Raw genomic sequence first — 23,503 nt, 5'->3', positions numbered from 1 at the left:
GCCATGGACCGGTACAGAGCGGGCCGATTTCGGGCAAACACCGTGACAGCCTGAAGGGCGGATGTTATTTGTGTGTTGATGGCTTCCAGCCAGCGCCCGCTGACCAGCGACGCGTCGCCTACCGCTCCGGTTGACTGAAATGTCCAGCTCCGAACCCACTGTGCGGCCCATGGCCGCGGCTACTCCTATTGTTGCCAATGCCTGGCTCACGCCGGCCGAGTTGTTGCTGCTCGGCGCCGTCTGGGGCGGCTCGTTCCTGTTCATGCGCATCGCCGCCAAGGACTTCGGCGCGTTCGCACTGGTCGAAATGCGACTGGCGCTGGGTGCGTTGACCCTCTTGCCGTTTCTCTTGCCCGTCAAAGACAAGCTGACCGCATCGCATTGGTTGCGTTTCCTGGGCATCGGCATCATCAACTCGGCTGCGCCGTTCGTGCTCTTCGCGTGGGCCGCGCAGCGTGCGCCTGCCGGCATTGTCGCCATCACCAACGCGACGGCGGTAATGTTCACGAGCATGGTGGCATTCCTGTTGTATGGAGAGAAAATCAGCCGGCGCAGCGGGCTCGGATTGATTGCCGGCTTCATCGGCGTCATCGTGCTGGCGAGCGACAAGACTTCCGGCGGCAGCGTGGTGCCAGCCGCGCTCGCCGGCGTATTCGCGTCGATTCTGTATGGCTTCGGCGGCAACTTCAGCAAGCGGTATTTGCACGATCTGCCACCCAGCGCGGCGGCCGCAGGGACAGTGCTGTGTGCATCCATCGTGGTAGCGCCGCTCGCTGCAGCGACGTGGCCCAGCGCACCGGTTCCGGCACTTTCCTGGCTGTCGGCAGTCTTGTTGGGAGCGCTGTGCACCGGCCTGGCGTATTTCCTTTTCTACAGGCTGCTGTATCGCATCGGCGCGCCGCGGGCCTCGACGGTGACTTATCTGATTCCGCTGTTCGGCGTGATCTGGGCCTGGGTATTCCTCGGCGAGCCGCTGACCGTGAGCATGGCCGTCGCCGGCTCGCTGATCCTGGGCGGCGTGGCCTTGAGCCAGCAGCGCGCGGCCGCACGCAAGACGTGAAGATAGGCGAAGCAGGCACGCCGCAACTATCGCAGCTCTATCAAGAACGCGTGATCCGTCGCTGATGGCGCCGTCCGTCAGCCGCCGACACGTCGGCGGCTGACGACACCATTTCTAAAAAGTCCGCGCACGCGGAACCTCGTATGCATCGGCGGGATTCAGCAACGTGAGATTGCCGCAAGACGAGGAGAGCCTCATGAGTTTACGACTACTTTATTCCGCGCTGTTCGCTGCGAGTGTTGCAGTAGCCCCCGCGGCATGGGCGCAGGTGCAAGAACCTGCTCCGCCGGCTCAGGAATATCCAGCACCTGCTCAAGAAGCACCGCCTGTCAGTGACATGCCGAGCGACTCGGCATCGTCGGCGAACATCAGCGATCAGCAGATCGAGCAGTTCGCGGACGCGTACATCGCGGTGCAGGGCATTCAGGAAAAAGCCGCGAACGATCTGCAGACCGCTACAGAGCCCGCGCAGGCCGATCAAGTGAAGGCGAAAGCCGAATCCGACATGATCGCTGCCGTCGAAAAGTCAGGTCTGAAGGTGGATGAGTTCAATCACATCGTAGAAACGATGACGGCCAATGCCGACGTGCGCGAGCGCGTCGCGGCGAAGTTGCAGGAACGTCAGGGCGGCGGCTAACCCGTCGCCCGGCACGGTCAGGGCAGTCGCTTCAAGCACCGCCCGGCCACCTGCACAGGCAGCCCGATGGTCACATCGGGCTGTCTCTTTATTGTGCGCGTGGTTCGCGCGAAACTAACAAAACAGTGCTTCAGGCCGGCAACAGCAGGAATGCATCAGCCACCGCGTCGCGCGGCGACAATCCTTGTTCGTAGAGAGGGCGCCACGCGTCCCAGTCCACGTCCTCCTCCTTCACCTCTGTCAGCACTTCACTGAAGTCTTCACGAATCAGCTTCACCACAGCTTGTTGCCACTCAAACCAGGTCTGCGTATCCGCGTTGTTGTTCATCATGTCGCTGGCTCCCCGGATCGATTCCGGTCAAGCGCCGCTGAGCGCCCGCGCGCCAAGTAACGCTTCAGGGTGTCTGCAGTTCCCGTCACTGGAATCCGCCGACGCAGCGTACAGCATGCCTGTAGCACGCGACCACCCGGCCTTTTGCAATGCATGTGGCTCAAGTGCAACGACGGCTGATGCACGTAGTCGTATTGCAGTGACGGCAGCGGCTAAGTGGCACTTGCTGCAGCGATTTGGCTTCCGGTCTGACACACATTGAGTGTGTGATCTGCGCCATACACCCACAAAGCGAGAACGTCTTTCATTCTCACCAGCAGCTCATTTCGCGAGGATTCCTCGCAGGCCGCCGCTGATCAATGCCGCCACATCGGCCAACGTGATCAACGGCGACAACCCGCCCCCAGTGACGAGGTAGCGCGGCTCCCACACCGGATCGAACTTGTCCTTGAAACTACGCAGGCCGCGGAAGCTGTAGAACGTCTCGCCGTGATCGAACAACAAGCGTCCGAAGCGATGCCAGCGCGGCGCCAGCTCGTGATTCGCCATGCCCGACATGGGCGCCATACCCAGACCAAAGCGTTGGTAGCCTTCCGCCTGGAAGTGCAGCATCAACTTGGTGAACATGAAGTCCATGGTGCCCGGCGGAGCGAGCGGCAACTGACGCATCAGGTCGATGCTGGCCTCGCTCTTCAGATGCGTGCACAGCAGATTTGCGAACGCCACCAGGGTTCCTTGCTGACGCACCAATGCGAATGGTTGGCGCGTTAGATAGGCCGGATCGAATGCCCCAAGCGAGAAACCCTTTTCTCGCGTGTCGTGCTCTTCAAGCCACGCGTCTGATACCGCACGCAGCTCGGGCAGTAGCGCCTGCACCTCGACCGGTTGAACTATCGAGAACTCCAGGCCATCGCGCTCGCCGCGATTTAGAGCCTGCCGCAAGTGCGAGCGCTTCGTGCCCTTGGTCGTGAACTCCTGCAGTTGTACGTAGGCATACTCGCCCAGCTTGAAGGCACGCAATCCCGCGTCCAGATACAGCGGCAGCGAATCCCCGCGCACTTGATAGAAAGTGGCGCGGCCGCCGTGATCCGTCGCCAGCTCGATGAACCGCCAGATCAGCTCCTGCCACTGCGCTGGCCGGCCCACTGGATCGAACAGCGAGATCCAGGAGCGTCCCTGGCGTCCATACATGATGAAAGCGTCGCCCTGGGCCGAGAACAGCAGATGCTTGTCCCCCATCAGCACCAGGTTGGCTTCGGCCGATGGCTCCGAACGTAATATGTTGCTAGCGCGCTCCAACTCACTTTCGGTTGGCAGCGACGGCGCACCAGGCGAGGGGCGCAACAACTGCCACAGCGCGACACCAAAGCCTGTTACGACCACACCCATCATGGCTCGCAGTGAACGTGGCGCATTGGCATCGAATTCGAACTGCCACCACAGCTCGCTCGAAAAGTCGACTCGGCGATAGACGAACAGCAGCAAGAACGCCGTTGCCACGACCATCCAAACGACGGAGATCAGCCAGACGCCACGCAGCGGCGTCGAGAACAACGCCGAGCGCCGATCAAATTGCGCCCGCGACATGTACAGCAAAGCAGCCAGCAACAGCAGATAGCACGCCTGGATCAGTGCGAAGCCCTTGGGCATGGCAAGAATCGCGGCGACGATCGCCAGTACGAACGCACCCCACCACGCGGCATCGAGTCGATGCAACAAACCTCGCGCGATGACGATCATCGCGAACCCCGTGACACTGCCCAGGAAGTGCGATGCCTCGACCAGCGGCAAAGGCACGTGCAATGCCAGCAGGTCCGTCGCTCCAGCGGACGCAGGCGTCACGCCCGACACAAGCAGCCAGCCACCAGCGATGAAAGTCATGGTCGCCAGCAACATGGGTGACAAACGGACTGCCGCCCGGCCAATCGGCGCTGCGATGCCGGAGCGCATTTCGTAAGCCGCCAGCAGCACCGCTGCCAGAACGAGCGGCAGCAGGTAGTAGATGACGCGATAGAGCACCAGCGCGCTGAGAACCTGCGCCACCGGCGCGCGATCGGCGCAAGCCAGCAGGATGATGGCCTCGAAGACACCGAGGCCGCCGGGAACGTGGCTCAGGATTCCCAGCACCAGCGCGATCGAGTACCAGGCGATGAAAGCCGCCGGATCGACCGCACCGGACGGCAACAGAAACCACAACGCCGCCGCCGAGGCCAGCAGGTCCAACGCCGATATCACCAGCTGCTGCACGGCCAGCTTCGCCGGCGGCAATCGCAGCTTCCAACGCCAGGCAATCAGAACTTCGCGGCATCGTACTGAAAGAGCGACGAACCCGAGAACCGCGCATAGGACGGCAGCCGCGACAACTCGCAGCAGCCATGCAGGCATGTGCGCAAGCTCGGCCACACCTTCGGCGCCCCACAACAGACCCACCGCACCGAAGGCTGCGGTACCAAAGGTAAACGCACTCGCATTGAATGCGATGACCTGCGCGACTTTGTTGGTTTCAACGCCGGCCGCCGTGTACAAGCGCATGCGCACCGCGCCGCCAGTCAGCACTCCCAAGCCAACGGTGTTACCCAGGGCGTAGGCGATGAAGGAAGTCAGCAGAACGGTGGAACGCCGGATCTTCACCTCGGCGTACTTCATCGCCGAAAGGTCGTAGCCCGTGAGCACGACATAGCTCACGACGGTGGCAAGCAACGTGAGCAACAGATTCTGCGGCGGCTCCGCCGCCATCTGCCGCATGACCTCGGAGGCGTGCACTTCGGCAAGGAGCACGCGAAAGGCGTCGTAAAGCAACAGGCTGATCAAGGCGGCGCCGGCCGCAATCAACCAGATACGCCATCTTGCCCAGCCGCCGCCCTCTGCCTCGGCCACGATCTATCGTTCCTTTTCGAATCGGTTGGGACGGCATTCTGCCGTGCCACGCTCGGCCAGACATTACGTTATTGACACGACCGCAGGGAACGGGCGTGTTCCCGCCGCGGTGTGCGTCCATGAACCCCTCCTCATGATTCGGCGCCGATGCCGCTCCGCCCGCTCACTTCGTTTCGTGAAGTGCTAGAGTATCTCGAATTGGGATATTCCTTCGCATGACGAGCGATCCTGGAGTCGCCCGAATGAAATTGTTGCGAATCCCCTCGTCCGGGCAGCTGCTGAAGATGCTGGCACGGGCACGACAGCGCGCCGGCCTCACGCGGGCGCAATTGGAACGGCGGGTCGGCCCCAGCCAGGAGCTGGTCGCCAGGTATGAGCAAGGCGAACGGCAGCCCGGCAGAAAAGAATAAAAAGAACCCTCTCGCCGCCGGTGACAGTCGGAACGAGAGGGTAGTCAGACTGCGTGCCAGGGGGATGAGCGGCGAGCAGCCCACGATACGCTGACCCTTGTCTGTCGCCGTATCGCTTGTCCGCACTTTAGCGAGCACCAGTCATGCCGTCAGTCGCCGCTCGGTGATAGGCCGGTCAGATATCGGCGGGCCAGCCGGATATCGGGTCACTCTGCATGAGCAGATAGCGACATGATCTATCGGACTACTCGGCCACGAGCTTGTAGCCCGCTCCCGGCGTGGTCTGCAGCAATTCCGGTGCGGAGGCATCGACCTCGATCTTGTTGCGCAACCGGTAGATGAGCTGCTTGAGCGTGCGCCGCTCGCGAGCGGTAGCGCGGCCCCACAAATGCAGCAGCAACTTTTCCGCGGTGACCGTGCGGCCTGGTGTCACCATCAACATCTGCAATGCTTTCAGCTCGAGCGGCGTGAGCCTGATCGGCGCGGCGGCACCGAACTGCAGTGTTCGCTGCTCCGGATCGAGCCGCAACTGCCCCGCCGTCACCGGCGCTGAATCGAAAGGCTCCGAACGTCGAATCAAAGCGCGCACTCGCGCCAGCAGTGCGCGCGGGCTGAACGGCTTATGCACGTAGTCGTCCGCGCCGGAGTCGAACGCCTCGATCAGATCTTCCTCCACATCGCGCACGGTCAACATCATGATGGGCACGGGCGAGCGCCCACGAATCTCGCGACATACCTTCAGCCCGTTTGGCTCCGGCATGTTGATGTCGAGCAGCACCATATCGGGCGAATCTCGATGAAACGCGTGCAAGGCACTCTCGCCGTCCACCGCAGTACAGATATCGTACCCGGCCTGCATCAAGGTGAATCCGATCAGTGCACGCAAATCGGCATCATCGTCCGCAACCAGTATTCTCATGGCATCAGCGCCGCTCGGTAGCCAGCAGTGCGGCCAGCTTTTCTGCATGGCCTCGCAGTTCATGAGCCGCCGTTGCCTCCCAATGATCGGCACGCAGCATCGGCCCGACATAGAACAGATGAGGACCTGGCCAGCCATCAGCATCGATGACCGCACCATTCGGTCCCGTCCGCAAACCCAACCCCAGCGTGTCGGGGACACAGAGCCCACACTGCACGAGACTGCGCCACAGCGGATCGGATGAGCGCGCGATGGCGTAATCCGGTCCGGTGCAATTGATGACACGATCGAACTGCTGGGCGCGCAGACGCTGTGTGCCGCGCGGCCGCCAGATCACTTCGATTCGATCGTTGCGCGGAATGACCTCTTTGATGTGTCCGGCATGAATCGTCAGCCGCTTGGTGTTACGTAGCGCATCGATCTTCTGGATCATCTCCGGCGGCAGACGATACCGATAGATATCCCAATGAGCGCGCACGTGACGCAGGAAACGCACGCGATCCCGTTCTGGCAACCGTTGCCAGATGGTCGGCGCCATATTGCGAACGAATGTGATCGCCTCGCGCCAGTCGCCACCCATCTGCTCGGCTTCATGAGCAAGCAACCGCACCGAGCTGACGAGCCGGCGCAGCGACGACGATGCCGCCAGCAACAGTGCATTGCCATCACCCTTGAAGGCATCGGGGCGAAACGGCGTTTGCCGTGGCGGCACCAGCCCGTGCCGCGACAACGCATGCAACGTCGGCAGACGCTGCGGGTCCGCCGATGCGACATTGATGATGTCGGCGGCAGTCAAACCAGTGCCGATCAACAGCACGTCCTGATCACGATGGAACTTGAGATCGACGGACCATGGGTCGGCAACGTAGGCCGGATGATTCAGCACGCTTCTGGTCGGAGCCAGCGAAGCGGGTTTGGGATTGCCGAGCGCCAGCACGACGTCGTCGGCAGTAAAGCGTCGTCCGTCTTCCAGCTCCACTTGCAGCGGCACGTGACGCTCGATGCGACGCAGGTTCGCCACCGAACCTTTGACGATCTCCAAGCGGATGTTTCCGGGTGCGCTCAACTGCGCGGCCAGTAGCACCTCGTTCAAGTATTCACCGTATAGCGAGCGCGGCAGGAAATCCTCGCCGGTCACTTTGGGAATGCGACGCTGCGCGAACTCCAGAAATTCCTTGGGTGCAGCCGAGTTTGCCGACATGCGGCTGGCTGGGACATTAAGCAGGTAGGGAAGGCCGCGCTCGGCGTAGGCCGCGCCGCGCGCCACCTCGCTCGCGCGCTCGATCATCACGAGGCGAGTCGGACCCGGCGGCGGACGGCGCAGCAGATTCGCAGCGACCACCGTGCCGCTGAACCCGCCGCCAACAATGACTATGGTTCGAAGCAATCCCGCCAAATCGTCGCTCCCACATGATGACAGCGAAAGACTAGGCGAGCGGCGGTATCAAGTCTGTAACTTGGCAGTCACGAAACGGCGCAACGGATGGAACGAATCTACAACCGATTTGTCACCGGTATGTCGGGCTTCCGCCTGCATGCGGCAGCCACATTCGGTAAGGGCAGATCAATCAACGACCAGCTTGTAGCCTGCACCCGGAGCGGTTTGCAGCATCTGCGGTGCGGCTGGATCGACCTCGATCTTCTGGCGCAGCCGATGCACCAGCTGTTTCAGCAACTGCCGGTCGCCCGAGCCCTTGTGCCCCCACACCTGCATCAGCAAGCGATCGGAGCTCACGGTGTGCCCGGCGTTGGCGATCAGCATTTGTAACAAACGCAGCTCGAGCTTGGTCAGCCGCAGCGGTGCATTCGTACCGACCTGAACCGTATGCTCATCGACGTCCAGCCGGATGCGGCCAGCCGCGAGAGGTGCGGTATTCTCCATGCCCGCCCGGCGCAGCAATGCTTTCACACGTGCCAGCAACGTGCGCGGACTGAACGGCTTGCTCAGATAGTCGTCGGCCCCAAGCTCCAGTGCACGCACCAGATCTTCCTCTTCACCGCGCACGGTAAGCATCATCACCGGCACACGCGATTTGGTGCGAATCGCTTCGCAGACCTGGAAGCCCGTCATGCCCGGCATGTTGATGTCGAGGATCACCAGATCCGGCCCCTCGCTCTGGAAAGCTCGCAGCGCCTGCGTGCCATCGCTGGCTTTGACCACCAGGTAGCCGGCCTGCGACAGCGTGAAGGCGATCAGCGCCAGCAAGTCCTTGTCATCGTCCGCGGATAGAATCTTCATGCAGGGTCACTCGGCAGTCAGTCGTAACTTCACTTCGAATCGCGTGCGTCCCTCGGCAGTGCGCCGTGCGGCAATCGTGCCTCCGTGCCGCTCGACGATAGATTTCACGATCCACAATCCAAGACCGAGGCCACCCGGTTCGGGTTCCTGACCGGCGCTGCGATAAAACCGGTCGAAGATCGAATTGTTTTCGATCTCCGGCACGCCCGGACCCTCGTCTTCCACCCAAGCGGTTACGAACTCGCCCGTGTGCTCCGCGCCGATGCGAATCACAGTGTCCTCGGGTGCGAACTTGCTCGCATTGGCCAGCAAATTGACGAACACCTGGTTCAGGCGCGGCCCGTCGCCATCGACATTGGGCAGGTCCTCGGGCAGATCAACCTCCAAGCGCTGCCGGCGCTGGGTGAGCAAAGCACCGACCAATGCTTCGGAGTCCTCGATCACCTCGGCCAGCGCCACGGCCTGATGGCGAATGCTGAGCTGGCCGGATTCGATGCGCACGCTCTCCAGCAGATTGTCGATGAGCCGCGTCAAGCGCAGCGCGCCGCGCTCCAACGATAGCACCAGCTCCTTCTGCTGTTCCGTAGTCATCGTGTCGAAGCCTTCGCGCAGCAATTCGATCGATGCCAGTTGGGCCGCGAGCGGCGTGCGGAACTCGTGCGAAATATTGACCAGCACCGAGTCGCGCGCCCGGCGCACACCTTCCAGCTCGGTCTCGTCGCGAATGACCTGCACCTGCAAGTCATCCACCGGGCTGGAGCTGGTGATGATGGTGATGCGTGGCGCGCCTTCGCTCAGTTGCAAACGTTCGGTCGCCTGTGAGCTGCCTTCCACGCGTGCCCGCACGATGGGGCAATCGGTTTCGCACGGACGAACACCGTTGCTATCGCGACACGGCTTCAACACATCGCCGCAGAAGCGGCCGATGGCTTCGTGCGCCTGGACGCCGAGCAGCTGCGCCGCCTGCGGGTTCAAGTAGCGAATGACGCGAGACTTGTCGACTGCATACACGCCTTCGACGATGCCGGTCAGCACGGCCTGCGCTTCCGCTTCGCGACGCCGCAACGCACCCGTCAGCTCGATCAGATTGTTGCGCATGTCTTCAATGGTGCGGCTGAGCTTGCCGACCTCTCGAGTGCCGCCGACCGGAATGGACGTGGAAAAATCGCCCTGTCCGAGCTTTTCCACCGCATCCGTCAGCGTCGATACCGGCCCGGTGACTTGCCGGCCGAGAATGATGCCCGCGAGCACGGCCAGCGCCGCGAGAATCAAAGCCGTGACCAGCAGCCGCTTGGCGAGTCCGCCCACCGATGCGTCGATGTCGGATGAGGGCAGCCGGGCTTCCAGAAAAGCGATGGCTTCGCCCGAGACCGAGAAGATCGGGAAACTGGCGGCATACAGATCCTGCTCGTCGAGCCGCGCCACCGCGGACCGTCCATCGGACAAGCCGGCCGAATGCAAGCGCGTGAAGGCGTCGTTCTTGCGATCTTCGATGAACAGCCGGTAGTTGATCAGTCGAATGTGCGTGCCGACGCGTTCGCTCAGCAGATCCGCCATGCGCTGATCGAGCAAGCGCGCGACGAATACGCGCCGCTCGGTGGCGCCGCCCACCTGCGCCGACGCGCCAAGCAGTGCGTACTGCGAGCCCGATGGCACGGCCATGAAGCGCTCGCCCTGCTCGGCGGCGGAAGTGGCGATCGACTCCCAAGGCAATTGCACGCCCGCCTGAGCCACGAGCGTGCCGCCCTCGAACACCGCGCACGAGGCAATGGTGTCCGAATTGCACGAACGGCGCAGATACGGCCCGATGGTCGAGGCGCGTCGATCGGCAAGCAAACGTTGAAAGGTCTGGCGCTCGGCGACGCTCTTGGCGTGCGTCAGCGCGTCCTCGCCATAGCGGCGCAGATCCTCGCGGGCCATGGCGCCCGCCAGCTGCACGCGCGATTTGCCCTGCTGGTCCGCCAGGTCCCGCAACGAGCCGATGGCCGAAACGGAAATGCCGCCCACCAACAGCAGCACAATCGCGACATTGATGGCGGCGATCCACACCCCGAGACTGGCGCGCGAGGTATCGATCTGCAGTCCATCGATGAACTGCTGGGTGCGATCGACCACGTATGAGAAGAAGCGATCGATCACTTCCTCTTCAACTCCACCAAGGATTTGATGATCAGGGTCACGACCGCGAGCAGCGTCAACAACGAAGCCACCGCGAACGCGCCGACGAAGTTGTACTCGTTATATAGGATTTCCACGTGCAGTGGCATGGTCGTAGTCAAGCCGCGGACATGGCCCGACACCACCGATACCGCGCCGAACTCGCCCATCGCGCGGGCATTGCAGAGGATCACGCCGTAAACCAGGCCCCAGCGAATCTTCGGCAACGTGACATGAAAGAAGGTCATGAGCCCACCGGCGCCAAGGGTAATCGCCGCCTCTTCCTCGTCGTTGCCCAGCTGCTGCATCAGGGGGATCAGCTCGCGCGCCACGTAGGGGAACGTGACGAACATGGTCGCGAGCACGATGCCGGGTACCGCGAACACGATGCTGATGTCGTGCTCCTGCAGCCACAGCCCGAACCAGCCCTGCGCCCCGAACAGCAGCACATAGACCAGGCCCGATATCACCGGCGATATGGCGATGGGAATATCGATCAGGGTGATCAGGAAGCTCTTGCCCCGGAACTCGAACTTGGCGATGGCCCAGGCGGCGGCGATGCCGAACACGGTATTGGTGGGCACCACGATCGCCGCCACGGTCAATGTCAGCTTGATCGCAGCCAATGTGTCTTCGTCCTTGAAGCTCTCGAAGTACATCTCCCAGCCCTTGCTCAAGGCGGTGATGAACACGGTGGCCAACGGCGCGAACAGCAGCGCGGCCAGGAAGCCGAGCGAGAGCAGGATGAAAACGTACTTGGCCAGCGACGCGAGTATCGTGTCGCGGCCCGGCCGGCTCGCAATCTCCGCCAAAAGCTCTTTTGAAGGACCGCCCGCCATCAGCGTCCCGCGGCGACCAGTCGCCGGCGGCCCCAGGTTTGCAGCAGGTTGATGGAGAGCAGCATCACGAACGACATGGTCAGCATGATGAAGCCCAGCGCCGCCGCACCCGCGTAATCGAACTGCTCCAGCTTGATGACGATGAGCAGCGGCGTGATCTCGGTGCGCATCGGCAAGTTGCCGGCGATGAAGATCACCGAACCGTACTCGCCCACGGCGCGCGCGAACGCGAGAGTGAAGCCGGTTGCGAGCGCCGGCATGACCGTCGGCAGAACGATGCGGCGAAAAATCGTAATGCGGCCGGCGCCGAGCGTTTCGGCCGCATCTTCCAGGTCGCGTTGCACCTCGGCGATGGCTGGCTGCACCGAGCGCACCACGAACGGCAAGCCGATGAGCGTCAGCGCCACGACCACGCCGATCCACGTATAGGCGACCTTGATGCCGAACGGCGCGAGGTACTGGCCGATCCAGCCGTTGTCGGCGAACACCGCGGTCAAGGCGATGCCCGACACCGCGGTCGGCAGAGCGAACGGCATGTCGATCAACGCATCGATCAGCTTGCGTCCCGGGAACTCATAACGCACCAGCGTCCACGCGATGATGAAGCCGAACACGCTGTTCAAGGTGGCGGCCAGCAACGACGCGCCGAAGCTCAAACGATAGGACGCGACGGCACGGGGGTCGGTGAGCACGCGAACGAAGTCGTCCCAGCCCATGGTGGCCGTCTTCATGACCAGCGCCGCCAGCGGCACCAGCACGATGGCCGACAGAAAGAACGTCGTGAAGCCCAGCGTCAGGCCGAAGCCCGGCAGGATGGAAGGCTGCCGGAAACTCATCTGCCGGGACTTCCGTTGCCGTAGATGCGGTCGAACAGCGCGCCGTCGGCGAAATGCTGTTCATGAGCCGCGGCCCAGCCGCCGAACACCTCGTTGATGGTGAACACCTCGATGGCCGGGAACTGATCCTTGTGCCGCTCGAGGACGGCGGCATCGCGCGGCCGGAAGTAATGTTTCGCGGCGATTTCCTGGCCCTCCGGCGAATACAGATGCTGCAGATAGGCCTCCGCGATCTGACGCGTACCGCGTCGATCGACCACGGTATCGACAATCGCCACCGGCGGCTCGGCGAGGATGGTGGTGGATGGCATGACGATCTCGACCTTGTCCGGCCCGAGCTCCTTGATGGCGAGCAACGCCTCGTTCTCCCAGGCGAGCAGCACATCACCGATCTCTCGCTGCACGAACGTATTGGTCGCGCCGCGAGCACCGCTGTCGAGCACTGGAACGTGCTTGTACAGTTGCGACACGAATTCTTCCGCTTTCTTCTGCGCAGCCGCGACTTCCTGCTCGGCGGCGGGGTCGTCGAGCTTCGACCAATCGCCGCCCAACTCCTTATGCAGTACCGCGCCCCACGCGGCGAGATAATTCCAACGCGCGCCGCCGGACGTTTTTGGATTCGGCGTGACCACGGAGATTCCGTCGCGAATCAGATCGGGCCAGTCCTTGATCTGCTTGGGATTGCCCTTGCGCACCAGGAACACGATGGTCGACGTGTACGGAGAGCTGTTGTCAGGCAGCCGCTTCTGCCAGTTGGCGCCGAGACGCTTGCCCTTCGCCTGGATCGAATCGATGTCATAGGCCAGCGCCAGCGTGACCACATCGGCATCGAGACCATCGATCACCGCTCGCGCCTGGCTGCCCGAGCCGGCATGCGACTGCTTGATGGTCACGCGTTGTTTGTGCTCCTGCTCCCACTTCCGGGCGAAGCTTTCATTGAATTCGCGATACAGCTCGCGGGTCGGGTCGTAGCTGACGTTGAGCAAGGTCACGCGACCCGCATCATCGCCACCGCCGCAGCCGGCGAGCAGCAGCAGGCCGACGCATGCCGCGAACAGGTTCTTGGTGAAGTTGCTCATTCGGCGGCTCCTTCGCTGTCCTTGCCTGGCCGATAGACGACCATCATGGGATAGGACACGCCGGGCGCGAACAGCGCTCCGAACGTGTGACGCAGCTGGGCGGGATCGGAAACGCCGAGAATCAGCATTTGATCCTGAGTTTCGTTCAACTGGCGCTGCAGCTCTTCGGCCGCGGCGCCGAAACGCAACTCGGTACGCATTTCCAGGCCATGCACTGCCTGTGCTTCGGAACGGGCGTCGAGCAGCGTTCGCACACCGAAGGGACGTTGCGACTCGCCGCTCGTGCCTTCGGGCAGGATGCCAACGTAAACCGCTTCAGCGGCAACGTGGCGTAACAGACTCGCGGCGACTGCCAAAGTGGAGCGACGCGCCGCGTCCTCCGCCCAATGAATCAACACACGTTGCGGAGAAGCGGCGTGCGATGGCAACACCAAGACTTCACCGGCACCGTTCTGTAACAGCCATTGCAACTGATCGGCGGCCTTGGGCCCGGCGCCGATCACGGCTACGCCCGACACCGGCGCGCTGGCCGGGGCATCGCACGCGGCCAGCGATGCATCACTGCGCTTGATGATGCGCGTCTTCATGCGGCTCGCCAGCTCGACCAGCAGCGGATGCTGAGCCAGGCGTTCACACGAAGCTTCGTCCGCACCGTAGGCGGTATAGCTCGACAACGGCGTCGGCAGTACGTGAATTCGGCGCACGCCGATGGCCACTGTCTGTCCGATCGTCACAGGAAACAAGCGCTGTTCGTACTGAGTACGCGTGACGTCCAGCAAAGCGGCCGGCGCGCTGTTGCCATTCGTATGGGTGGTTGCGATCTGAGCATTGGCCGCGCCATCGGCAAGCCGCACGCGCATGCGTTCCAGCGCGCCCGTGAACACGGCCTCTTCGACGACGCCGTTGGCGATGAAATTGGTTCGTAGATTGTCCCGCGTCGGAGCGAGCTCCACTTCTTCGGGACGCAGCACCGCGACCACTTCCTGCTCGCGGCCGGCGTCGAGCTTCTCCACGCCTCGCGCATTGAACGGAGCCGCGCCAAAGCGAATGCCTTGTTCCGTTTGGCGTGCCAGCAGAAGATTCGCGGCGCCGAGGAACGTCGCGACGAAGCGAGTCGCCGGCCGCGCATACAGCTCGTCCGGCTTGCCGCTTTCGAGCAGGCGGCCCAGGTTCATCACGCCGATGCGGTCGGCGAGCGCGAAAGCTTCTTCCTGGTCGTGAGTCACCAGCACCGTGGTGATCTTCAGCTCGCGCTGCACCTGGCGAATGGTTCGCCGCAATTCTTCGCGGATCTTGGCATCCAGCGCGCCGAAGGGCTCGTCGAGCAGCAGCACCGGCGGCTTGTGCGCCAGAGCGCGGGCCACCGCCACTCGTTGCTGCTGGCCGCCCGACAATTGGGTGGGCAAGCGGTCGTCCATGCCTTCGAGCGCCACCAATCGCAGCAGCTCCTTGCGACGCTCGCGGCGCTCGGCCGCCTTCATGCGGCGGACCTTGAGCGCGAACTCGATGTTCTCGCCCACCGTCATGTGGCGGAACAGCGCATAATTCTGGAACACCAGACCGACGCCGCGCTGCCGGGCCGAGACATGGGTAACATCGTGGCCATGCAGGGCGATGCGGCCATGATCGACGCCGGTCAAACCCGCGATGGCGCGCAGCAAGGTGCTCTTGCCGCTGCCGCTCGGGCCCAGCAGGACGTAGAACTCGCCCTCGCCGACTTCGAGGGAGACGTCGTTGACAACCGGCGAGCCCTGATACCGTTTGGTGACTTGATCGAGCGTGATGGACATAGGGGCCGGGAGCTTACCGGCCAGCAGTGATAAGGTCAGTAATCGACCGGTTACAAAACGGTTATAACGTCAGAAGCGAACGACGGCCTGTCATGGCCAAAAGTTCTTAGCCGCGACCCGAGCAGCGAGCATTTTTCATGACGACCCTCCCCTCTTACGAAGCCCTCGGCTCCTTTTATCTAGGCCGTGAATACGACGCCGAGCGCGGTGCGGACCGGCCGGACCTGTTGCTCTATGACTCGCGCGACCTGACCACTCACGCCGTCTGCGTGGGCATGACGGGCAGCGGCAAGACGGGCCTGTGCCTGGCGTTGCTGGAAGAGGCCGCCATCGACGGCGTGCCGGCCATCGCCATCGATCCCAAGGGCGATTTGGGCAACTTGCTGTTGAGCTTTCCCGAGTTGCGAGCCGAGGACTTCGCGCCTTGGATCGATGCCGGCGCCGCAGCCCGACAGGGCCTGGCGCCAGACCAGGCGGCGGCGAAAACCGCCGAGACCTGGCGCAAAGGTCTGGCGGACTGGGAACAGGATGGCGCGCGCATCGCCCGCTTTCGCGATGCCGTGGATATTGCGATCTATACCCCGGGCAGTGAAGCGGGCCGCCCGCTGTCCGTGCTGCAGTCGTTCGCGGCACCCTCCGCCGAACAGCGTTTGGACACCGGCGCGCTGCGAGAGCGTGTCAATGCCACCGTAGGTGGATTGCTTGGCCTGGCCGGCATTCAAGCGGACCCGATCCAGAGTCGTGAGCACATCCTGCTCGCGACCTTGTTGGAGCAGTCGTGGAGCGCGGGCCGCGATCTCACCTTGGCAGCGCTCATCCAAGGTATCCAGAAGCCGCCGTTCGACCAGGTCGGCGTGTTCGACCTGGAGACGTTCTACCCGGCCAAGGAGCGCCTGCAACTGGCGATGGCGCTCAATAACTTGCTCGCATCGCCGAGTTTCGCGCCCTGGATGAAGGGCGAGCCGCTGGATGTGCAGCGGCTGTTGTTCACTGCGGACGGCAAGCCCCGCATTTCGGTGATTTCGATTGCTCATCTTGGCGACGCGGAACGCATGTTCGTCGTCACGTTGCTGCTCGGCGAAATTGTCGCGTGGATGCGGCGGCAATCCGGCACGTCCAGCTTGCGTGCACTCTTATATATGGACGAGATTTTCGGCTATTTCCCGCCGAGCGCCCTGCCGCCGTCCAAGTTGCCGCTGCTCACCCTGATGAAACAGGCGCGTGCGTTCGGGTTGGGCGTGGTGCTGGCGACGCAGAATCCCGTCGATCTCGATTACAAAGGATTGTCGAACGCGGGCACGTGGTTCATTGGTCGTCTGCAAACGGAACGAGACAAGGCGCGCGTGATCGATGGCTTGCTCGGTGCCGCTGGCGAGGGATTGGACAAGGCGCAGCTGGAGAAGCTGCTGGCGAGCTTGGGCAATCGCGTGTTCCTCATGCGCAATGTCCACGACGCGGCGCCGGTATTGTTTCGAACGCGATGGACATTGTCGTATCTGCGTGGCCCGCTGACGTTGCAAGAGATCGCGAAGCTGTCGAACGCGCCCGCGCAAGCACAATCCTCCGCAGCATCGTCTTCGCCCCCAGCAGTCGAGGCGCCGCCCGAAAGAAGCAGTCTTTCCGCCCTCGTGGGCAGCTCCATGTCCGAGAAGCCTGTGGTTCCCGCCGGCGTAACCGAGCTCTACTTGAACCCTGGACGAGCGAACGCAACGTATTCACCCCGCGTGCTCGGTATCGCTCGTCTGCATTTCGTCGACAAGGCTGCCGGGCTCGATGTTTGGGAGACCCGCTCGCTGATCGCGCCCCTGGACGACAGCGAATCCAATGTCGATTGGCAAGCCGCCGAAATCGGCGGCGACCTGCAGGATCAGCTATCCAGCAACCCGCCCGAGCATGCGCAGTATGCGAGCACACCCGCTGCGATGCTGCGTGCTCAGAACTATCGTTCCTGGCAGAAGGAATTGGCGAGTCATCTGTATTCCACGGCTACGCTCCCCATCTTCCACTGCCCCACCGTCGGCCAGGCGGTCGCTCCTGGTACCAGCGAGGGCGACTTTCGATCCAAGCTCAGCCTGGCTCTGCGGGAGAAGCGCGACACGGAAATCGAAAAGCTGCGCAAGAAATACGCGCCGAAGCTTGCAACGCTTCAGGATCAGCTGCGTCGCGCCGAAGAGCGCGTCGAGCGCGAACGTTCGGATCTGTCACAGCACAAGATACAAGCGGCAGTGTCGGTGGGAACATCCATCCTTGCTGCCCTACTCGGCCGCAAAGCCATCAGCGTCAGCAATGCTCAACGCGTCGGCAGCGCGGCCCGCAGCGCTGGACGGCTCGGCAAGGAAAGCGGCGACGTCGGACGAGCTGAAGAGAGTCGCGAAGCGATTCAACAACGACTGAGTGATTTGCAAACAGAACTGGAATCGGAAGTCGCCCGTCTGCGCAGCGAGCTGGACCCGGCGACGGTGCGCATCGAACAGATTTCCGTGAAGCCACGGAAATCGGACATCGATGTACGCACCCTCGCCTTGCTGTGGGTGCCGCGCAACTAAGAAGCGTTGTGCTACTACACCCGATAGGTTTCGAACGCTTCGATCGGCACCGCTTTCAAAATGGCGTCCGGACCCTGGCGCAGGATGTCCTTGGAAATCTCGCCGGCCAGCATCGCTTGCGTCGTTGGCGACAGCGACTGACGCAGCAGCCCCAGCATCTTCGGCCCGGCCACCAGCACCAGCCGATCGAACTCGTTGCGGGCGCGATCGGTCTCGATCTTCCGCGCCACTTCCTTGGCAAACAAGGTCAACTCGTGCTGCACGGTGCTCTTCTCACCGGTGACGCCATGATGATGACCCGCGATGCTGCTGCCACCGTGGCTCACGCTGGTGCCGCCGAATCGCCGCCCGGGGCGATCGGTTTCGAGGTCAATGTCTCTCTTACCGCCTCGCTCGTTGAGCAGCGAGCCGCGCTCGATCAACGGCGATTTGGGCGTCACGGCATCGAAGAAGCTGGCTTGACGTTCATCGGCAACGACAACGCGTACGTGTGGCATGGCTGCTCCTCAAAGCAAGGATCAACGAAAACGCCCCCTCTCCCGCATGCAGGAGAAGGGGCGACTAGGAGAACGGATGCGAGCTCGGCATCGCAGCCCGGCTCAATTCACATCGGAGGCGACCTGCGATTGATTGTCGGTGAAGATCATTTCGACGCGGCGATTGCGTTGCCGCCCCGCGGCATCATCGTTGCTCGCTATCGGAAACGCCTCGCCTTTGCCCAGCGCTGTGATCTGATCCGAGCGCACGCCACGTTCCAGCAATGCGGTCTGCACCGCTGCGGCGCGACGCTCCGACAAGCCCTGGTTGAAATCTTCGGAGCCCACGCTGTCGGTGTGACCTTCGATCGTCACTTTACGGTCCGGCGCTTCCTTGAGCACCGCCGCGAGCCGGTCGATCGTCGCGTAGGCGCCAGGTTTCAACGTCGCAAGACCCGTGTCGAACAGCACGTCGCCCAACGTTAGCACCATGCCGCGATCGGTCTTCTTCGCTTTCAGCTCGGCAAGCTCCTGTTCCAGAGTCGTGGCGCGCTGCTCGGCCAGCTGCGCTTGCTCTTGAGCGGACTGCGCCTGCTGAGCACGTTGCCGCGCTTCGGCTTCACGTGCCTCGACCAAGACCGCCTGGCGCTCTGCATTGCCCTTCTCGATCTCTTCCTGGGCCTGTGCCGCCAGGATCTTTTCATTGGCGATCTGCGCATTGCGCGAAGCCACCTGGGCCTCGAACTGGATGTCACCAATCTTACCGCCGCTATCCGCGAGCTTGTTGGCACGATCGAGCGACTTGCGCGCTTCGGACACGTTGGTGGCCGCAACGCCTGCACGTGGCGACGCTTCCACTTGCGGCACGATGGCGCGCGCGACTTCCAGCTCTTCGACGCGCTCCGGCGTCGAGCTGCAAGCGGCCAGCAGACCGGCGACTGCCGCAGTCAACAAGACACTGTATGAACGTTTCATGGTGATACTCCGTTGACCGGCGACATTACTGCTCGTTGACCTGGCCGCGAGCAGCTTCCTGACGCAATGTCTGGATGCTTGCCTGTAATTCATCGGCAGCTTTGCGCGCCGCCGCGCTCTGTGACTTGGCCATGGCGAGATCGGCGTCGAGCTGCGCCAGCTGCGCGTAGCGTTCGGCTTTCTCGCCTTCCTTCTTGCTCAGCGCGGCCTTGGCCTGCTCCAGATTGTCCTTGGCTCGCTGCAACTCCACCGCGCCTGCTTCCGAACGGCCCACCGCCTGCTGCGCTTGTTGCAATGAAGATTCGCTGCGAGCGACACGCTCCTTGGTCACCTCGGAAACACTGCTGCAACCACCGGCGAACAAGCCCACGGCCAGCACACCGATCAGTGGCAATCCGGCCCGGGAACATGGGATTCTCATATCGCCTCCACTGGTCCGTCGTTGATCATCGATCGAATCGATTCAGTGGTCCGAAAACGCGCCATTCATCAACGCGGTTCCCCCTGCGGACGCGGCTTTATCGAGGTGTCAAGTCCGCCGCGGTCACAAACTGTTGCGGTTGCAGTCCGCAGGCGAACGCCCGACACTGCTGCCACCGAAGCGGAGGATTCATGGATTCAGCGGCTTGGAAAATGGCGCGTTCCCGGCGTTTGCATGTGCTTGCGGTCTGCTTGCTGCTGCTCGGCGGCTGCGGCCGGCCCGTGGATGAACCACAAACGGGAGCCTATCGCGCCGCCCTGGAATTGCCGGGCGGCGAGGCGCCTTTCGGTCTGGAGATCGCACAAGAAAACAATCGCTTCGTCTTGTACTTAGTGAATGCCGCCGAACGTACGCGCGTCGACAACGTGACCGTCGCAGACGGCGAGCTGACCGCAGTGTTTCCTGGCTACGAGAACACGCTGCGAGCCAGGATGTATCGCGACCGCTTGGAAGGCAACGTGACGCTCATCAAGGCGCAGGGTAAGGAGCAGGTCATTCCCTTCCAGGCGCGGCAGGGCGAGCAGTATCGCTTCTATAAGGACTCGCTCACCGACAACGCCGATCTCGCCGGCCGCTGGGAGATGACATTGACCAGCGACGGCGAGAACACCGCCGCGGTCGCGATCTTCGAACAGCAGCATGACCGCGTCACCGGCACCGTACTGACGCCGACCGGCGATCATCGCTTTCTGGAAGGCCAGGTGCATGGCGACGAGGCGCGGCTGTCCACGTTCGCCGGCGGATTGGCATATCTATACAAACTGAACGTGAACCCGGATGGCGAGCTGGAAGGCGATGTCTGGCAGGGGCTGGCCTCGCACTCCACGGTGAAGGCACGACGCAACGAGAACGCCACGCTCGAAGGTAACGAGCCGACCACCGAGCTGACCGATGCAACGTCCAAGTTCGACTTCACCTTCCGCGATGTCGACGGTAACGAGGTGTCGCTGAGCGATGCGAAGTTTCGAGACAAAGTCGTCGTGGTCACGCTCGGCGGCAGCTGGTGTCCGAACTGTCACGACGAGGCCGCTTTCCTGGTGCCCTTCTACGAAGAATATCGGCGCAAGGGTGTGGAGATCATCGCGCTCATGTTCGAGCGCCATGGCGAATTCGAGCGCGCCGCGCAGGCGGTACGTGGCTATCGCAAAGACCTGGGCATCCAGTTCACCACACTGATCGCCGGCGTCTCCGAAACCGAGGAAGCCAGCAAGGCACTGCCGACGCTCACTGGAATCTACGGTTATCCGACCACCATCATCGTGGATCGATCGGGGACGGTGCGCGACATTCACGTCGGCTTCTCGGGCCCGGCGACCGGCCGGCACTATGAGGAGTACGTGGCGGAATTCCGCGCCCTCATAGATCAACTGCTGGCCGAGTCCGGTTCCGCCAGCGCTACGTCAGGCTGACGTTTCCCGCGTATACAACGGCCAACGCCTACGCCGGCTTCCAGGACGACCTGGCTCGAGCGCATCGCGCCGGGCTTTCTTGCCGATTGGTGGTCGCCGATTGGTGGTCCCGGATACCGACCTCACCGGCTGTGCACCAGAACAGATCAAGCAGGCCAAGAATTGAGCGCGCTGATCGACGGCCGGGTGCGATTCGGGTCGGATGAATGATACTTTCGCGTCCATGGAGAACCATGGGGAAACCGCTGCGGATGTCATCACCGGCGGCGTCGTGGCACGCGCCGTCGAGCCGGCCGCGGGCGAAGCACTCGAACAGCACAGTCACGGCAATTGCCGGAACTGCGGCGCAGTCCTGACTGGCGCTTACTGCTCGAATTGCGGACAGTCCTCGCACCTGCATCGCAGCCTGTTGTCACTAGGCCATGACATCCTGCATGGCGTATTTCATTTCGAAGGCAAGGTCTGGCGCACTCTGCCAGAACTGTTTTTCCGGCCAGGCCGCCTGACACGCCGTTACATCGACGGCGAGCGCGCCAGGTTCGTCTCGCCCATGGCGCTGTACCTGTTCGCCGTATTCCTGATGTTCGCGGTGTTCTCCTTCACTGGCGGCTCTTCGCTGTCCTTGCCGGAGGGCGCCGACGTGCTCGGCATCCGGCAGGAGTGGAAGGAGAACATCGCCGACGACATCGAGGAGCTGAACGACAAGATCGAAGCGCAACAGGAACGGCTCGCCGAGCCTGACCTGACCGGTGCCGCACGCGAGCGGGAACAGGAAGTTCTCGCCGGACTGATAGCAACGCGCGAAGCCATGGAGACCATGATCAGCGGCGACATGAACAGGATTGCGGAGTTCTTCGAGACCCAGGAACGGCGTGCCAGGGAGCGAGCTGCGACCGCCGCCTCCGACACCGCTGCGCAAGACACCGCAAATCGCTTCGAGTCCGCCATCAAGCAGGCCTCCACGAATCCAGCGCTGCTGGCGTACAAGCTCAAGACCGCCGGTTACAAGTATTCCTGGGCGCTGGTGCCGCTGAGCGTGCCATTCCTGTGGCTGTTGTTCTTCTGGCGCCGTGACATTCATCTGTACGACCACGCCATCTTCATCACCTATTCGATCAGCTTCATGATGCTGTTCGTGGTGATGCTCTCAGTGGCCGCATCGCTGGGTGTCAGCGGCGCCCTCTGGGGCATCGCGCTGGTGGTCATCCCACCGATACACCTGTACAAACAACTGCGCGCGGCCTACGGTCTGTCCCGTTTCGGAACGTGGATCAGGCTGTTCATGCTGCTCATCATGATCCTGTTCGTGCTGATCCTGTTCTCGACCCTGCTGCTCGCACTCGGCGTGTCCGGCTGAGTGAGGCCGGCGCTATACTCGGCGCATGACTTTACGAGCAGGCATCATCGGCTTCGGGGTGGCAGGCCGATACTTCCACGCGCCGCTGCTGCGAGCGGCGGGGATTCCCATCGCCGCGGTGGTAACGAGTCGGCCCGAGCCGGCGCGGGAATATCTCGACAAAGTCGATGTGCTCGGCTCAGCCGAGGAACTGATGGCGCGGAATGACATCGATCTGGTAGTCATTTCATCGCCGAACACCCTGCATGCACCACAGGCTGCCGCGGCGCTGCGTGCCGGCAAGCACGTGGTGGTCGAGAAGCCCGTCGCTGCGACTGCCGCCGAGGTCAGCGATCTGGAGCAGCTGGCCACGCAGCACAAACGCAAGTTCACCGTATTTCAGAACCGGCGTTGGGACAGCGATTTCCTGACCCTCAAGAAGCTCATCGAGCAGGACCGGCTCGGAGCGATTTATTCCTACCATGCGCGTTGGGACCGCTTCCGGCCGCGAGTCACCGATTTCTGGCGCGATCGCGACGCGGCCAATCACGGCGTTCTGTATGATCTCGGCACCCACCTGATCGATCAGGCACTGATGCTGTTCGGCACGCCCGACTGGTTGTTCGCCAACGTGTACACGCAGCGCGAGAACGGCTCCACTACCGACGGCTTCGAGATCCTGTGCGGCAAGGGTCCGTTGCGAATATCGATCGGCGTGAATTATCTGACAGCTGACGGCGGCTATCGCTATCGCGTCAACGGCTCGCGCGCATCGTTCCTCAAGCCAGGACTCGACCAGCAGGAACCGCAGCTGCGCGGCGGCATGGAGCCGAACGACGCGCTCTTCGGCACCGAGCCGCCCGAACAATGGGGCACGCTGGTGCATGGCGAAAGCGGCCAGCGCGAGGGGGTGACGCCCGAGACCGGCCGCTGGGTAACGTTTTACGAAATCATGCGTCGGGCGATCGAGGAGGACGGGCCGGTGCCGGTGCCAGCCTCGCAAGCCTATGACACAATCCGCATCGTCGAGGCCGCGCTCACCAGCAGCGCCATGGGTTGCCGGATCGACTTGCAGCCCGCCGCGCCTCCCGTCAGCCGCTGAAAGA

The 23,503-nt window shown here is 62.7% G+C and carries 20 protein-coding genes; 7 read left to right on the top strand and 13 right to left on the bottom strand.

Annotated features, from left to right (window positions below):
• The first annotated feature begins 160 nt into the window (after nt 1-160).
• Nucleotides 161-1,060, top strand: coding sequence for a DMT family transporter (locus VGE08_RS03680; protein WP_414717448.1), 900 nt, complete (start codon nt 161-163; stop codon nt 1,058-1,060).
• 196 nt (nt 1,061-1,256) lie between these two features.
• On the top strand, nt 1,257-1,697 hold the full coding sequence (locus VGE08_RS03675; protein WP_331066501.1) for a DUF4168 domain-containing protein: 441 nt from the start codon (nt 1,257-1,259) through the stop codon (nt 1,695-1,697).
• Nucleotides 1,698-1,827: 130 nt separating this feature from the next.
• On the opposite strand, the gene VGE08_RS03670 is transcribed toward VGE08_RS03675, so the two are convergent.
• Both VGE08_RS03670 and mprF read right to left on the bottom strand, forming a co-directional pair.
• Complete coding sequence (locus tag VGE08_RS03670) at nt 1,828-2,028, bottom strand: hypothetical protein (protein WP_331066500.1); 201 nt, start codon at nt 2,026-2,028, stop codon at nt 1,828-1,830.
• 321 nt (nt 2,029-2,349) lie between these two features.
• Nucleotides 2,350-4,905, bottom strand: coding sequence for a bifunctional lysylphosphatidylglycerol flippase/synthetase MprF (mprF, locus tag VGE08_RS03665; RefSeq protein WP_331066499.1), 2,556 nt, complete (start codon nt 4,903-4,905; stop codon nt 2,350-2,352).
• A gap of 242 nt (nt 4,906-5,147) precedes the next feature.
• Between mprF and VGE08_RS03660 the strand changes: the two genes are divergently transcribed.
• The gene (locus tag VGE08_RS03660) at nt 5,148-5,315 is read left to right on the top strand and encodes a helix-turn-helix transcriptional regulator (protein WP_331066498.1); all 168 of its coding nucleotides are present in this window, start codon (nt 5,148-5,150) and stop codon (nt 5,313-5,315) included.
• Between the two features lie 244 nt (nt 5,316-5,559).
• Here the strand turns inward: VGE08_RS03660 and VGE08_RS03655 are convergent, their stop codons facing one another.
• The 8 genes from VGE08_RS03655 to VGE08_RS03620 all read right to left on the bottom strand — a co-directional run bounded on the left by VGE08_RS03655 (nt 5,560) and on the right by VGE08_RS03620 (nt 15,174).
• Nucleotides 5,560-6,234 (bottom strand): response regulator transcription factor, encoded by a 675-nt coding sequence (locus VGE08_RS03655; RefSeq protein WP_331066497.1) that lies wholly within the window; start codon nt 6,232-6,234, stop codon nt 5,560-5,562.
• A 4-nt stretch (nt 6,235-6,238) separates the two neighbouring features.
• Complete coding sequence (locus tag VGE08_RS03650; RefSeq protein ID WP_331066496.1) at nt 6,239-7,621, bottom strand: FAD/NAD(P)-binding protein; 1,383 nt, start codon at nt 7,619-7,621, stop codon at nt 6,239-6,241.
• A 177-nt stretch (nt 7,622-7,798) separates the two neighbouring features.
• The gene (locus tag VGE08_RS03645; protein ID WP_331066495.1) at nt 7,799-8,473 is read right to left on the bottom strand and encodes a response regulator transcription factor; all 675 of its coding nucleotides are present in this window, start codon (nt 8,471-8,473) and stop codon (nt 7,799-7,801) included.
• Nucleotides 8,474-8,479: 6 nt separating this feature from the next.
• A complete protein-coding gene (locus VGE08_RS03640) occupies nt 8,480-10,612 on the bottom strand; it encodes a sensor histidine kinase (RefSeq protein ID WP_331066494.1) in 2,133 nt (710 codons plus the stop codon).
• The gene (gene cysW, locus VGE08_RS03635) at nt 10,609-11,469 is read right to left on the bottom strand and encodes a sulfate ABC transporter permease subunit CysW (protein ID WP_349258606.1); all 861 of its coding nucleotides are present in this window, start codon (nt 11,467-11,469) and stop codon (nt 10,609-10,611) included. The genes VGE08_RS03640 and cysW overlap by 4 nt, the downstream gene beginning before the upstream one ends.
• On the bottom strand, nt 11,469-12,305 hold the full coding sequence (gene cysT, locus VGE08_RS03630) for a sulfate ABC transporter permease subunit CysT (protein ID WP_331066492.1): 837 nt from the start codon (nt 12,303-12,305) through the stop codon (nt 11,469-11,471). The genes cysW and cysT overlap by 1 nt, the downstream gene beginning before the upstream one ends.
• On the bottom strand, nt 12,302-13,384 hold the full coding sequence (locus tag VGE08_RS03625) for a sulfate ABC transporter substrate-binding protein (RefSeq protein WP_331066491.1): 1,083 nt from the start codon (nt 13,382-13,384) through the stop codon (nt 12,302-12,304). Before VGE08_RS03625 ends, cysT begins: the two co-directional genes overlap by 4 nt.
• The gene (locus VGE08_RS03620) at nt 13,381-15,174 is read right to left on the bottom strand and encodes an ABC transporter ATP-binding protein (protein WP_331066490.1); all 1,794 of its coding nucleotides are present in this window, start codon (nt 15,172-15,174) and stop codon (nt 13,381-13,383) included. The genes VGE08_RS03625 and VGE08_RS03620 overlap by 4 nt, the downstream gene beginning before the upstream one ends.
• A 137-nt stretch (nt 15,175-15,311) precedes the next feature.
• On the opposite strand from VGE08_RS03620, the gene VGE08_RS03615 reads away from it, so the two are divergent.
• Nucleotides 15,312-17,720, top strand: a complete 2,409-nt coding sequence (locus VGE08_RS03615; RefSeq protein ID WP_331066489.1) for a hypothetical protein — start codon at nt 15,312-15,314, stop codon at nt 17,718-17,720.
• 14 nt (nt 17,721-17,734) lie between these two features.
• Here VGE08_RS03615 and VGE08_RS03610 read toward each other — a convergent pair whose 3' ends face one another.
• The 3 genes from VGE08_RS03610 to VGE08_RS03600 all read right to left on the bottom strand — a co-directional run bounded on the left by VGE08_RS03610 (nt 17,735) and on the right by VGE08_RS03600 (nt 19,592).
• The gene (locus VGE08_RS03610; protein ID WP_331066488.1) at nt 17,735-18,217 is read right to left on the bottom strand and encodes a host attachment protein; all 483 of its coding nucleotides are present in this window, start codon (nt 18,215-18,217) and stop codon (nt 17,735-17,737) included.
• A 102-nt stretch (nt 18,218-18,319) separates the two neighbouring features.
• On the bottom strand, nt 18,320-19,171 hold the full coding sequence (locus VGE08_RS03605; RefSeq protein WP_331066487.1) for an OmpA family protein: 852 nt from the start codon (nt 19,169-19,171) through the stop codon (nt 18,320-18,322).
• A 25-nt stretch (nt 19,172-19,196) separates the two neighbouring features.
• Nucleotides 19,197-19,592 (bottom strand): DUF4398 domain-containing protein, encoded by a 396-nt coding sequence (locus VGE08_RS03600; protein ID WP_331066486.1) that lies wholly within the window; start codon nt 19,590-19,592, stop codon nt 19,197-19,199.
• A 191-nt stretch (nt 19,593-19,783) separates the two neighbouring features.
• On the opposite strand from VGE08_RS03600, the gene VGE08_RS03595 reads away from it, so the two are divergent.
• From VGE08_RS03595 to VGE08_RS03585, 3 genes are all read left to right on the top strand, one after another.
• The gene (locus VGE08_RS03595; protein ID WP_331066485.1) at nt 19,784-21,061 is read left to right on the top strand and encodes a TlpA disulfide reductase family protein; all 1,278 of its coding nucleotides are present in this window, start codon (nt 19,784-19,786) and stop codon (nt 21,059-21,061) included.
• Between the two features lie 202 nt (nt 21,062-21,263).
• Nucleotides 21,264-22,418: a DUF3667 domain-containing protein gene (locus VGE08_RS03590; protein ID WP_331066484.1), complete on the top strand. Its 1,155-nt coding sequence runs from the start codon at nt 21,264-21,266 to the stop codon at nt 22,416-22,418.
• Nucleotides 22,419-22,443: 25 nt separating this feature from the next.
• Nucleotides 22,444-23,499, top strand: a complete 1,056-nt coding sequence (locus tag VGE08_RS03585; protein ID WP_331066483.1) for a Gfo/Idh/MocA family oxidoreductase — start codon at nt 22,444-22,446, stop codon at nt 23,497-23,499.
• Nucleotides 23,500-23,503: the final 4 nt, after the last annotated feature.

The organism is Steroidobacter sp. (assembly GCF_036406195.1).
GTDB lineage: Bacteria > Pseudomonadota > Gammaproteobacteria > Steroidobacterales > Steroidobacteraceae > Steroidobacter.
This window is presented reverse-complemented; position numbering and strand designations above follow the sequence as displayed.